The 12,694-nt window shown below is 45.2% G+C and carries 15 protein-coding genes; 5 read left to right on the plus strand and 10 right to left on the minus strand.

Features of this window, described 5'->3' with window-relative positions; all coding sequences use genetic code 11:
* The first annotated feature begins 44 nt into the window (after window positions 1-44).
* Together ACOOFG_RS06150 and ACOOFG_RS06155 are read left to right on the plus strand one after the other, a co-directional pair.
* Window positions 45-974, plus strand: a complete 930-nt coding sequence (locus ACOOFG_RS06150) for an alpha/beta hydrolase (protein ID WP_420420599.1) — start codon at window positions 45-47, stop codon at window positions 972-974.
* Window positions 971-1,690: a hypothetical protein gene (locus ACOOFG_RS06155; protein WP_420420600.1), complete on the plus strand. Its 720-nt coding sequence runs from the start codon at window positions 971-973 to the stop codon at window positions 1,688-1,690. Before ACOOFG_RS06150 ends, ACOOFG_RS06155 begins: the two co-directional genes overlap by 4 nt.
* Here the strand turns inward: ACOOFG_RS06155 and aroC are convergent.
* From aroC to ACOOFG_RS06195, 8 genes are read right to left on the minus strand one after another with little or no spacing between them, the layout of a single operon-like run.
* On the minus strand, window positions 1,668-2,765 hold the full coding sequence (gene aroC, locus ACOOFG_RS06160; RefSeq protein WP_420420601.1) for a chorismate synthase: 1,098 nt from the start codon (window positions 2,763-2,765) through the stop codon (window positions 1,668-1,670). The genes ACOOFG_RS06155 and aroC overlap by 23 nt on opposite strands.
* A complete protein-coding gene (locus tag ACOOFG_RS06165; protein WP_420420602.1) occupies window positions 2,755-3,309 on the minus strand; it encodes a shikimate kinase in 555 nt (184 codons plus the stop codon). The genes aroC and ACOOFG_RS06165 overlap by 11 nt, the downstream gene beginning before the upstream one ends.
* The gene (aroA, locus tag ACOOFG_RS06170; protein ID WP_420420603.1) at window positions 3,306-4,592 is read right to left on the minus strand and encodes a 3-phosphoshikimate 1-carboxyvinyltransferase; all 1,287 of its coding nucleotides are present in this window, start codon (window positions 4,590-4,592) and stop codon (window positions 3,306-3,308) included. Before aroA ends, ACOOFG_RS06165 begins: the two co-directional genes overlap by 4 nt.
* A complete protein-coding gene (gene aroB / locus ACOOFG_RS06175; protein WP_420420604.1) occupies window positions 4,589-5,719 on the minus strand; it encodes a 3-dehydroquinate synthase in 1,131 nt (376 codons plus the stop codon). The genes aroA and aroB overlap by 4 nt, the downstream gene beginning before the upstream one ends.
* Window positions 5,697-6,506, minus strand: coding sequence for a prephenate dehydratase (locus ACOOFG_RS06180; RefSeq protein ID WP_420420605.1), 810 nt, complete (start codon window positions 6,504-6,506; stop codon window positions 5,697-5,699). The genes aroB and ACOOFG_RS06180 overlap by 23 nt, the downstream gene beginning before the upstream one ends.
* 13 nt (window positions 6,507-6,519) lie before the next feature.
* Complete coding sequence (locus ACOOFG_RS06185) at window positions 6,520-6,711, minus strand: chorismate mutase (protein ID WP_420420606.1); 192 nt, start codon at window positions 6,709-6,711, stop codon at window positions 6,520-6,522.
* Entirely contained in the window at window positions 6,659-6,931 is a 273-nt protein-coding gene (locus ACOOFG_RS06190) for a hypothetical protein (RefSeq protein WP_420420607.1), read from the minus strand. Before ACOOFG_RS06190 ends, ACOOFG_RS06185 begins: the two co-directional genes overlap by 53 nt.
* Window positions 6,897-7,847: an aminotransferase class IV gene (locus ACOOFG_RS06195; protein WP_420420608.1), complete on the minus strand. Its 951-nt coding sequence runs from the start codon at window positions 7,845-7,847 to the stop codon at window positions 6,897-6,899. Before ACOOFG_RS06195 ends, ACOOFG_RS06190 begins: the two co-directional genes overlap by 35 nt.
* Before the next feature lie 388 nt (window positions 7,848-8,235).
* On the opposite strand from ACOOFG_RS06195, the gene ACOOFG_RS06200 reads away from it, so the two are divergent.
* The 3 genes from ACOOFG_RS06200 to aroE are packed head-to-tail and all read left to right on the plus strand — an operon-like array spanning window position 8,236 to window position 11,275.
* Window positions 8,236-8,943, plus strand: coding sequence for a hypothetical protein (locus tag ACOOFG_RS06200; protein ID WP_420420609.1), 708 nt, complete (start codon window positions 8,236-8,238; stop codon window positions 8,941-8,943).
* Between the two features lie 29 nt (window positions 8,944-8,972).
* Window positions 8,973-9,800: a prephenate dehydrogenase/arogenate dehydrogenase family protein gene (locus ACOOFG_RS06205; protein ID WP_420420610.1), complete on the plus strand. Its 828-nt coding sequence runs from the start codon at window positions 8,973-8,975 to the stop codon at window positions 9,798-9,800.
* Window positions 9,794-11,275: a shikimate dehydrogenase gene (aroE, locus tag ACOOFG_RS06210; RefSeq protein WP_420420611.1), complete on the plus strand. Its 1,482-nt coding sequence runs from the start codon at window positions 9,794-9,796 to the stop codon at window positions 11,273-11,275. The genes ACOOFG_RS06205 and aroE overlap by 7 nt, the downstream gene beginning before the upstream one ends.
* Here aroE and ACOOFG_RS06215 read toward each other — a convergent pair.
* Entirely contained in the window at window positions 11,202-12,326 is a 1,125-nt protein-coding gene (locus ACOOFG_RS06215) for an adenosine kinase (RefSeq protein WP_420420612.1), read from the minus strand. The two genes, aroE and ACOOFG_RS06215, sit on opposite strands and share 74 nt — an antisense overlap.
* Window positions 12,327-12,381: 55 nt before the next feature.
* Window positions 12,382-12,681 carry a hypothetical protein gene (locus ACOOFG_RS06220; RefSeq protein ID WP_420420613.1) on the minus strand — a complete coding sequence of 100 codons (300 nt, stop codon included), beginning with the start codon at window positions 12,679-12,681 and terminating at the stop codon, window positions 12,382-12,384.
* Window positions 12,682-12,694 lie beyond the last annotated feature (13 nt).

Below are 12,694 nucleotides of genomic sequence, written 5' to 3' on the forward strand. Positions count from 1 at the left end.
CATTTCACTCATACCTTAATCTATTTAGAAATTTGAGAAGTGAGATGTCGGTTCATCCAACATTTGAAGAAATGGTCAAAATCACCAAGGAGGCAAATAATCCTCCTGTGCAACGTCAAAGCTTAGCTGAACTGCGCCGTGGACCACATCTTATAAAGCCGTTGGCAGGTGAACCTCCACCTGTGCCACGCATCTTAAATCACATGATCGAAAGTGGTGAAAGGCAACAGATCTTGCGCATGTACTATCCGAAGGATAAGGAAAAGCTGCCAATTCTTCTCTATTTTCACCCTGGTTGTTTTGTCAAAGGGGACATTGAAGCGCATGACATCGTCTGTCGGCAAGTTGCATTGGCAAGCGGCTGCATTGTCGCTTCAGTGAATTACTCCCTCTCTCCTGAATACAAGTTTCCAGCAGCCATTGAAGATGGTTATGCTGCCCTTGACTTTCTTGCTAAGCACGCGCAGGAAGTGCAAGCGGATGGTCGCCTCGCGATTGGAGGCGAAAATGCGGGAGCAAATATTGCAGCGACTTTAACGCACCGCCTGCGAGATGAAAGGGGATTTGAGTTAGATTTTCAAGTTTTGATTTATCCTCAGTTAGATCTCACCTTATCCCATCCTTCCATCAATCATTATGGCAAGGGTTATCTTTTGGAAAAAGATGCACTTGAGTGGTACCGGTCGCGCTATCTCCCGTTGCAAATCGAGCCGAATGACCCACGCGTTTCTCCAATTTTTCAACCGAAGTTTGAGGGACTTCCTCCTGCGCTTATCATCACAGCTGAATTTGACCCACTGAAAGATGAAGGGGAGCTCTATGCTGAAAAATTGAAGCGGGCAGGTGTTCCAACAACCTTGACATGTTATCCTGGAATGTTGCATGGATTCTTTCAAATGGGTGGTGTCATCGACGAAGGGCAACAGGCCATTCACCAAGTAGGTGATGCCCTAAAACAGGTGTTTTTTAAATGAAAGATCAAGTCAATGGAACGAATTGTTCTTTGATTGGGTTTGGTTACTTTTTAGCGCGTCCTTATCTTTGGATTGGGCCTTTGTTTGCAGCACTTCTGTCCCTGATCCTTCTCATGGGTGTTTTCTTTCTTGTGGCGTACTTTAGTTGGCCCTCATCTGCCGATGCTGGCTGGCTTTCATATTCTTGGGGTGTTTTAAAGTCGTTTGGCTATGCGTCCATTTCCATTTTAGCTCTGTGGGTCTCGCTTTTTCCCATCATACTGAATGTTGCGTTTGAAAGGATGGCAGCGAGAATCCTTCATGAAAACAAAAAAGAGGTGAAGGCTGAAGGAATGGGGCAAGCCACCATCTCTAGTATTCAAGTCATTTTCCGCACGCTGGGCTGGCGCCTTTTTTGGCCTTTAGCTGCAATCGTCTGCCTTTTCTTTTTTGGACCGTTGACAATCTTTATTGCCCAAATTGGGATGGGGCATATTGCAGTCATTGATGGGTGTGACCTTTCTCTTTCTGTTCAAGGTGTCAAAGGAAGTACACGTATCAAACAAATCAAAGAGCGACGCGGCCCGATTCTCGTAGGGGGATTTATGGCAGGACTGCTTAGCATCATTTTAACTGCAACAATCATTGGGTGGGTGTTTTGGCTACCAGGTGTGTATGCTGGAACGGTGCTTTGGTCGATGCACTGGAACCAAGCTACAGCTTCGAAGCCCGATTGATGAGCATTGCATCTGTCAGAATGAGCGCTGTCATCGCTTCAACGATGGGGACAGCGCGGATAGTAACGCAAGGATCATGACGCGATCCTTTTGGCAATTCAAACTCTTTTTCCTTTCCTTGGGCATCGACGGTCTTTTGCTTTTTTTCAATACTTGACGTGGGTTTGAATGCAACTCGAAAGAGAAGAGGCATCCCAGTTGAAATCCCACCAAGGGTCCCACCAGCAAAATTGGTTTCGGTTTTGATGTTGCCGTCATCATCTGTAATAAAAGCGTCGTTATGCTCCGACCCTTTCATCCGAGCTGCAGCAAAGCCAGAGCCGACTTCAAATCCTTTCGTCGCAGGAATAGATAGCATGCCTTTGGCTAAGTTAGCTTCGAGTTTTTCATAGACAGGGTCGCCTAAACCAACGGGAAGATTGGTTGCCGCGCATTCTATGATACCTCCAAGGGAATCCTTGGCTTCTTTCGCTTCTAAAATGGCTTTCATCATGGCAGCAGCAGCAGTTTCATCAGGGCAGAAGATGGGGCTTGCATACGTTTTTTCACTTAAGACATCCAAGTTTGTAAGATCTGGCTCTTCCATCCCAATGCCACCAATTTCACTGATGAAAGCGGTTAAATTGATGTCAAAGTGGGCGAGAATTTTCTTGGCAACGGCTCCTGCAGCAACACGGCAAGCTGTTTCTCGTGCAGACGAACGACCGCCGCCGCGGTAATCGAAAATGCCATACTTTTCGAGATAAGTGAAGTTAGCATGGCCAGGGCGCATGAGATCTTTGATCGGTTCATATTTCGACGAATCGGCATCTTTGTTATGGATGATGATAGAAAGGGGAGCGCCGGTTGTTTTTCCTTCGAAGACGCCGGAGTAAATGACGGCTTCATCTTTTTCCCCGCGAGGAGAAGTGTAAGGAGTTTTTCCAGGCTGCCTTTTCTCTAGCTCAAGGTTGATGTCCTCATCAGTTAGGGGGATGTTTGCAGGGCATCCATCAATGACAACGCCAATTCCTTTGCCATGGGACTCACCCCAAGTTGTGATGCGAAAAAGCTGTCCAAATGTATTACTTCCCACGATTACCTTTTTTCCTTACAGCTTCATCAAACAAATCACAAATCGTGCCGACGACATCAGCATCTTTCATTTCGGTCACATTGATTTCAGTTGCACCAAGTTTCCGGTAGTATTCATCTCGCTCATCATACATCCGATCAAATGAGCTATCAGGATCGTTCGGATCGAGAAATACGGGAAGTTCATCAGCAGAGAGCACCCGTTTCTTCAGAGGCTCTTTTTCGAAAACGAGATAGAACATGTGACTGCTCTTGCTGAGGGCCTCCACATTTTCTATCATGACCATGGCACCGCCCCCAACGGCAATGACGGAATTTTGAACATCTTGAAGGGATTGGATCACTTCATACTCAAGTGCGCGAAAACCAGCTGGTCCCACTTCAAGGAAAATCTCACGGCAAGGAACTCGGTGTCCTCGATGCATTTGGTAGAGATCTTCAATGAGATAATCGGTATCGATAAAGGCGCGTCCTAACTTTTTAGCAATCTGCTTGCCAAATGTCGTTTTGCCACATCCTTTGATCCCAAAAAGTAAGATATTCATGTTTGTTCCTGTAAATTAGCTCCGAGTAATTGAAAGTGCTCAGCAAATGTTGGGTAGGTTTTGCTGACACATTCAACGCCCATCACCTGTGTTTCTCCTTTAGCTCCCAGCGCAGCCACGCTAAGAGACATCACCATTCGGTGGTCGTGGTAGGATTCAACAGCGGCTCCTTGCAAAGTAGAGGTCCGCACCACGAGTCCATCCTCTTTTTCTTCTATATCAGCTCCCATCTTTTTCAGCTCGGTTGCAATTGCGTGAATGCGGTCACACTCTTTGCTTCGAGCGATGGCAGCGTTTTGAATCTCTGTCGTTCCATCTGCATAGCAGCCGACAACAGCAAGAATGGTGATCGCGTCGATATAGTCGTTGATATCCATTTTCATCCCTTTGAGCTTGCTTCCTTTTTTGATGTGCAAGGTTCGCTTCTCTTTGTCGATCTCTATTTTTGCCCCCATTTCGATCAGGACTTCAATGATCTTTTTATCGCCTTGGACATCGTCCATATCGACATTTTCGATGGCGACGTCAGAATCGGTGATAAGCGCTGCAGCAACAGGGAAAGCAAGAGAGCTAAAGTCACCTGGAACCGTGTAGTCAAAGCCGTCATATCCACCACCACCAGGGATGTGATAAAAGGTGTAATCGTTATTTTGATAGGGGAGATTTAGGATATCAAACCAATGCAAAGTGAGATCAATCCACGGCTTTTCCCCTGGATTTCTCACTTCAATTTCCGTTGGACCTTCTGCAAAAGAGCTGGCAACTAGTAATCCCGAAACAGGCTGCGAGTCTTGTCCTTCGAGAGTGGCTCGTCCACCTTTACAAGGTCCCTTGATAAGAATCGGAGCAAACCCATCGAGACGCATGCTTTCCGCAAAGACTCCAAGAGATTGGAGGCCTTCAAGCAGGGGTTTTACCGGGCGGTTATGTCGAATGGAATGATCACCAGTCAAAATGGTATATGTGGGAAGCAAAGCTGCTAAGGCCCCAATAAACCGGAGAACTTGACCTGAGTTACCCGAAGACACGACGTCATCGGCCGGTTGCATTTTTCCTGCAACGCCTTCGATTTCGAGCCGATCGGGAAACATATCAACGCTAGCTCCAAAATTTTTAATCGCCTCAATCATCGCGACGGCGTCAGGGGATTGGAGGTACTTACGCACAGTCGTTTTCCCTTTGCCCATCATGCCAAACAAAATGGCACGCAGGGTGTGAGACTTCGATGTTGGAATCTCAAGTGTTCCTTTAAGAGAGCTCTTTTTAATGAGATAGTGTTTCATGCGTCCCCTTTGTAAAATTCAGCAACCATCCAGCCCAGGGTTTCTTCCAAAAGCTCTTCATCAATTTCCGTGCAGTAAGCATCTTTGAACGATTCCACCTTCCCAATTCCATCTAAAATCACAAAGCGGGGCGTCCGTTTTTTGGCCTTCTTGTCAAAACGCATCATGTGAAGCATTTGACTTTCTGTCACTTTTTCAGAAATTGAGAGGCGATAGCCCATCACTTTAATGAGACGATAGATTTCATCAAACTCTGACTCACTCAGTTTCCCTAGCTTAAAAGAGATCATGCTTTCAACAATCATGCCTAAAGCAACGGCTTCTCCATGGGGCATCTTGTACTCTTCTAACACTTCGATCGCATGACCAATTGTGTGACCAAAATTGAGCATCCGGCGCATCCCTTTTTCGTACGGATCAACTTCCACAACCTTTCGCTTCACTTGGCAGCTTTCATAAACGAGCTTTTTAAAGAAGGGCATGTCCCGTTTGGTCCATTTCTCGAGGTCTTCATCCAGCATTTCGAATAGATAACTATGTTCAATAAGCCCATGCTTCAAAATTTCTGCGGTTCCTTCGCGCATCCCTGCATCGGAAAGGGTGCTCAAAAATGAGAGGTCCATGAAAATGGCAAGGGGATGGTAAGTCGCTCCAAGAAGGTTTTTCCCATACGCAACGTTTATGCCGGTTTTCCCACCAATACTGGCGTCGACCATTCCCAACAGCGACGTCGGAATGGAAATGTAGGGAACTCCTCGACAAAATGTCGCTGCGATGTAGCCTACTAAATCTGTAGTCACACCGCCACCCATGGCAATTAAAGTGCTGCCGCGGCCATGTCCTGACTCAAACAGTTCATCTTCGAGTTGCGCCTTGACAGAGCGACTTTTGCTTTGTTCTCCGGCCTTAAATGTGTGCAGGGTTGCATCGAGTCCCGATTCGATTAGCAAGTCTAGAAGAGGCTGGCCATAGAGTTTGCCGACATGGTGATCTGTCACAATTGCAAGAGGGGAGTGCTGCTGCTGACAGACTTTAAGAAAGTGGGGATTTTTCAGGAGATCAAAACCAATAGAGATCGTCGTTTTAAACTCTTTGGATTTGGTTTTAAGGGTGATTTGGTCTTTCATAGGAGCCGAGATGTTTGAGCAAAAATTTCTGTTTCAAGTTAGCGATAACGTCTTGGACCTTTTCTTCTAAGATATGCCCAGTCATTTCCATAAAATATAAGGGAGTATGTCCTTCTTGTAAAAGGAGATTTTCAAGTTTTAACACTTCGCATTTTTTTTCTTTTGCAAGCAAGCGAATTTGGTTTTCCACAGCTTTTAGTGGATCACTAAAAATAAGAAACGCGCTGCAATCCTTGCCGGTTGGTTTTTTCATCTCTTTGCCAATGAGCAGAAACGTCGTAGCGTTTTCGGGGTCATCTTCAATGTGCTCTTTCAAAACAGGAAGTTTGTAAATTTCTGCAGCAAGAGGGGAGACGATTGCAATGGCATCTCCTTTTTGGTCCAACTTGAGTTGCATTGCCGAGTGACCATTGCTCAGGGTTTCCACCACTTTACAATGCACTCCAAGCACATCTAATGTGTCTTTGCACTGCGCAAATGCGTGTGGATGGGCAAGGAGAGACTTTGCCTCTTCAGGTTTCCCTTTCCCTGCTAAAAAATGGGTGATTTTTTCTGTGACACGGCCTCGAATGGAAAAGTCGTACTTCATGAGATTGATCACCGTTTCCTCTACAAATCCTGATCGGGTATTTTGAATGGGAACGATGGCTTCCTGAATCTCTTTTTCTCCGAGCCGAAAGAAAACCGCATCGATATTATCCGCAAAAACGATTTCAGCCTTTTTATGCGCCTTTTTTGACGCTTGATGCGAAAAGGTTCCTTTCGGTCCCAGAGTGACTAGCTTCATATAACGTAACGCCCTAAGTCATTTCTTTAGCCATTTCCTGCCTACAATAGGCGACATAAATATCAAAAAGCTTTTCCACCACATCTGGATCAATTGCGTGTTGTTCTGCAATCTCTCGTATTTTTTCGATTTGAAGCCTTTCTCTATTCCCATCAAAGACGGGGAGTTTCTCTCTCTTCTTTAAAGCGGCAACTTGTTTTGTCAAAGCGCGCCGTTTTGTAAGGCGCTGTTGTCTCTGTCAGTTTTTCAATCGAAGGCAATGCCTCCAATTCTCTCATGAGTTCTGCAGGCAAGTTATTTTCAATTCCTACCACAGTGCTGCCACGGTCTTGTGATACGCAGTGACGCATGCCTGCTTGATCCAGCAGTGTCCTTAGTTTCAGCACCTCTTCAGACGAGGCACTTTTCTTCAATGTGATTAACATCTCTTGCTCCTAGTTGAAAATCGGTGACCCACTCTTCCGATTTCGGGTCTTGCCGATTGAGGATCCGCTCCATCCGCTCTTGCAGATGTTTGCACAGTGGTCCTCGTTTTTCTGAAATGAGACGTCCTTCCACAGATTCCACATGGGTGATCTGTGCTGCTGTTCCTGTGAGAAGCAATTCATCACAAGAAAGGACCATACTCCGATCAATGGGTTGCACCTCGACTGCAATGCCTTCGTCTTCGAGCAGCTGTAAAACGCTTCGAAGAGTGATACCATCCAAAACACCTTCAAGAGGGGGGACAATGATCTTATCCCTGTACCTGAGGAGGAGATTGGCTGCACTTGCTTCCACAATGTGCCCCTCTCGATTGGTCATTAAGGCTTCATCGTATCCCGACTGAATGGCATCTGTTGTTGCCAATGCGGAATTGAGGTAGCAACCACCGGCTTTCGCTTTCGTTGGGATCGCATCATCAGCAATCTTTTTCCATGGCGAAATTTTCATCTTAAGACCACGCTCAGGATCGAACAGGGGACCGAAAGGTACCATGTAAATTCCCAGGTGAAACTTGAGCTTGCCGTAATTGAGCTGGAGCATCTCCGTATCAGAAAAAACGAACGGACGAATGTAGAAGTCGCCAGTAGGCTGATTCTGATGAATCAAATCTTGGAGAGCTTGTTTGAAATCCTCATAAGAGATTTCAAAATCCCAACCCATAATCTGCATGGATCGCATGAGTCTTGCATGGTGGTCTTTCAGCCGGAAAATGCGCACAACACCCTCACGAACATGGCCACGCAAACCAGCGTAGCATGTTGAACCGTATTGCAAACTATGGCTTGCAATTGATAGGGTGGCATCCTTTAGCGGGACCACTTGACCTTTGAAGTAGGCGAATGGCATGGGACTCATTGGTCACCTCATTTCATATAATTATCTAACTTTTTAGAGTGTAAACTCTGACTTTTGGTTCCTCTTTTCGAGGCTCAAATAAAAAAAATCTGGGTTGGGGTATAGAAATTGAATGGCGCTATGCGCCAAAATAGAAATAGAAAAAAGAACCTGAAAGCAATGCCTGAGAGGCTTGCTGACGAAGAGGCAAAATCTGATGATTCTCTTCTAGGTTCTTCATGATTTTCACAAGTTTTGTTACTTATACACATCATTATAACATTCAAAAACTGGATTGTCAACCCACTATTCTAATTTACTGACAAGCAACTACTTAAAATTAATTGAACTAAACCCCTAAAAACCAGTATGATTGGAGTCGATTTTTGGAAAATGAGAGGTTCCCATTATGAGTTTCACCTCAGCCACAGCCAGAAGCCTTTTCACCGCCACACCCTCAATCACCTATGCTCCATGGGTGACAGAGCACATGGACAATATCAAAGCCCTTGTCGATCATGTCCTGGGGAATGACCAAAAGAAAGACGGCCACCATTGCCCCCGCACCTGTGGCTGGGATTACAGCTGGTACGGCCCCTGGTGGCGTTGGATGCCCTCTTATTCTCCTGTGACAATCTACAATGGAGGAAAGCCTAAAGATGAAGACGAAGACCACACCGGCCTTGCCTTCATTTCAGCCGTGGCTTTTTTTGTCCTCACATTCTTTTGTGGGCAATCTTTCACTGCTTATCGATCCTACACCTCGCAACTCAGCGAGCACGACACTTTTAAAGATGAGTTTGATGCCGCAGCGACAAGACCCTCTCCCGCAAAACCCCTCGACACACTCAAGCAAATTAATACGAAAGCAAAAAAGCTCTTAGAAAATAAAAAGCGCGATGCAACAGTTAACCTCGCACTCTTTGTCGCAGGGCTCACAACTGCTCTCTTCATTGCGATTGGGAGCTATTACAAAATCCCTACCATGCGCCGCTACGCTTGTTATACAGCCTTTCCACTTGGCGCCATTTCCTTATTCCGCCTAGGCATGAAGATGAATGACAAAACGGATACCAAGATTGCGCAAACCCTTGAGAAGGATTTAAAAAACTACTGACTTTTTTCCACTTTGTATAAGATGAAATTATGAACATCAATACAATTGGAATCATCGGGGGAAAAGGAAAAATGGGACGTTTATTCGAGCCCATATTTCAACGCTATGCGAAAGAAGTTCTACTTTCAGATGAGGCTTCGAATGAAGAAGTCGTGAAAGTATCAGATGTCTTGGTTTTTACCGTTCCGATCGCAAACACGATCGAGGTGATTGAGTCGCTAATTCCTCTCATTCGGAAGGATCAACTTTTGCTCGACTTCACCTCGATTAAAGAAAAACCCTGCGAAGCCATGCTGAAATCTCGAGGATCGGTGATTGGAATGCATCCAATGTTCGGACCAAGCGTTAAAACGTTAGTAGGACAAACAGTTGTTCTTTGCCCTGTGCGTCCTGGCAATTGGTTAGAATGGATCGTAGATTTACTTCGGAAAGAACAAGCCAATGTCATTCAGACAACACCTGATAAACATGACCGGATGATGGCTGTTGTTCAGTGTTTGGTGCACTTCACATCTCTTGTCTTTTCTAAAACCATGAAGGAAGAGGGGATCAACCCCAAAGAGCTTTTTGAATACGCTAGTCCCGTTTATCGGATGCAACTCTACATTGCAGGACGGATTGCAAGGCAATCAGCTGAGCTCTATCGGGACATTCAGTTTCAAAACCCCGCATTTGAAAAAACTCTTGAGAACATGACCGATTCTTTTGAAAAGATGAAATCTACAGTCCTCAAACATGACAGTGAGAAATTTGAAGAGACCTTCAAAGAAATCCAAGATTTTCTAGGACCAGAGGTTTTAGCTGAAGGACAAACCATGACTGACATGTTCATTAAGCTCATGAGGTCTTCATGCTAGTGATCGCGATCCAAGGTTCTTTCGATGAGGCCAAAAAAGCCATCGAAGAGGCAAACAAAAAAGGGGAAGCCATTGAGCTACGTCTAGACCTTCTCAAAGACCTACAGCATGTGAGTAAACTGAAAAGCCTTTGCAAACTTCCGGTCATTTTTACTCTGCGCAAGAAAGATCAAGGGGGTAAGTTTGAAGGCAATGAGCAGAACCGTGAAGCAAAACTCTTAGAACTTTTGGCTCTTAAGCCTGATTACGTCGATTTAGAATTTGATGTCGATCCCAGCTTCGTTGAAAAGGTGCATCAGAACTTTCCAGATGTTGCAATCATTTGTTCGTCCCACGATTTTGATAAAACTCCAGCGGATCTTGAGCAAAAGCTTAAGCAAATGACGCACATGCGCGCCTCCATCTATAAAATCGCGACGTATGCAAATTCTTCACTCGATAGTTTGCGCATGCTAAGCTTCATTCTACAAAAACGACGAGAGGGGGTTTCTCTTGCAGGGATGTGCATGGGGCCTCACGGCGATATGACGCGGATTTTAGCACCTGTTGTTGATAGCTTGCTTTGCTACACCTCCCTTTCGAGTGAGGCGGAAACAGCTCCAGGGCAAGTTCCCGTTGATACCCTTGAAGAAATTTACCACTTTTCAAGCCTTAATCGTCAAACGAAGGTGTATGCGTTGATTGGGGATCCAGTTGAGCAAAGCATCGGCCATCTAGCGCACAACGCGCTATTTAAAAAGCTCAAAGAAGATGCTGTCTACATCAAGATCTTGGTTCAGGCGCAAGAAGTCGGAGCATTTTTTCAAGCCATGAAAAAGCTACCGTTTTATGGTTTTAGTGTCACGATGCCTCTTAAGGAAAAGGTGGGAGAGCATTTAGACCGCATCAATCCAGAAGCAAAAAAGATTGGCGCCATCAATACCCTTAACTTGAAAGAGGAAAGTTGGGAAGGATTCAACACCGATGCAAGTGGGGCACTTGATGCAATTGAAGAAAAACAAAAGGTGGCAGGCAAGAAAGTTGTCATCCTTGGCGCTGGAGGAGCTGCGCGGGCACTAGCCTATGAAACAATCGAACGGAGAGGAGAGGTCCTCATTGTGAATCGCACAGGCGAAAAGGCGAAGAAGTTAGCTAAGCAACTCGGATGTGAAGGGTTTGCATTAGATAAATGGACTAAGCCTTCCTATGATATCTTGATGAACACCACTCCAGTTGGCATGACCATGAAAGGATCAAGTTTAATTCCCGAATCAGCTCTTTTGAAAGACGCTGTTGTTTTCGATGCAATCATGCATCTAAAAGAGACGCCGCTTTTGATTTTAGCCAAAAATAAGGGATGTCAAATCGTCTATGGGAATGAGATGTTCACGCGTCAAGCCGTTAAGCAAGCTGAAATTTGGCTTAACCGGCCTTTAGATCCACAGGATCTTCTTCAAACACTTGATCAGCTTTGTCGCTCATTAGAGACGTCTTAAACGGATCTTCTTCCTCGATACGCTGATGGATTTCATCCCAGATTTGATCGGGGATTTCAGCGCCCAACATTTTCACAACGTATGAGGCCGTGAGGCAACCAAGCCAAGCACATTTTTGGAGGGGTTCGTGCGTCAAGTACCCATGTAAAAAGCCGCTTGCAAAGAGATCTCCCGCTCCAGTGGAGTCGAGAGCATTCACTGCAAAAGCTGGGGAATAGAAGAGAGATTTTCCACTTTGCGTCCAGCAGCCTCGCTCACTCATGGTCACGACGGCAATTTCACAAAGCGAAGCTAAATTTGAACAAGCCTCTTTTGGAGGAAGCCCAGTGAGCTCTTTGGCTTCTGTTTCATTGCAGAACACAATGTCGATATACTCAGGGAGAATTTGCATTAGAAATTCTTTATTTCGGCGAACAATTTCCACATTCGCGAGATCTAGAGAAATCATCACTCCCATTTCCTTCGCTTTTTTAAGCGAGCGAAGGACTAGATCGGGGTCAACAACTTGATACCCTTCGACATGAAAGAGGCTGACTCCTTCAAAATGCTCATCCTTGAGCTCCATGTCAGTTAGACTATGAGACGCTCCCAAATAACTGCGGAAAGTGCGCTCAGCATCGGGTGTAATAAAGCAAATAGCTTGACCTGTGGGAAGCTTTCCTTGTTGCAAGTAGGAATCAACACCTGCTCGACGCATATTTCTAAGGAAAAACTCACCCTTTTCATCAGAGCCAACTTTTCCAATAACGGCGCAGCGGTGGTTAAAGTGAGCAAAGCCTTTGATCACATTGACCCCACTTCCTCCAGTCACCATCCGAGAAATGTTGGGATTACGCTCAAGAATTTCAGTTAAAGTCGCATGATCAATGGGAGCCCAAGTTCCTTTTTCAACTGTAATTGTGCGAAGCTGCTCTTCACTGATCAAAAAGAAGTGATCGACAATTGCAGCACTTAAGCTGAGCACTTCAGGAGTCTTTTTTAGCGTATCAGCATGAAGGCTTACTCCTCCTAGAACTAGCACGAGTAGTAAGACACGAATCGACTTTAGCATGATCTTCCTTCCTCAGATATTTAAGTCTTTGCGGAAGGATAGTTAAGTCATGTTTTTAGCGCATTAAGTTTTTAATCGCGTCAATTCGATCTGAAATTTCTAATGCTGAACCCGTGAGAGACGCGTTGACACGATCATAAAAAAGGCTGAGAAGCGGAAAGCTTGGTTGCAGAACCACTTTCTCCATAATGTTATCGACTTCGATATGACCTGTTTCACCGCGGCTATAGCGATGATCGTGCATTTTTTTGGATACATCAAATGACGACCCATGAACGACAAAGGGAAGAGAGAATGCAAAAAGTGCAGTGAGGGAGACTTTGTTGAATATTTTTTTTATTTTGTCTTTATTCATTAGTTACCTCGCA

This window comes from Simkania sp. (assembly GCF_965215465.1).
Lineage (GTDB): Bacteria > Chlamydiota > Chlamydiia > Chlamydiales > Simkaniaceae > Simkania.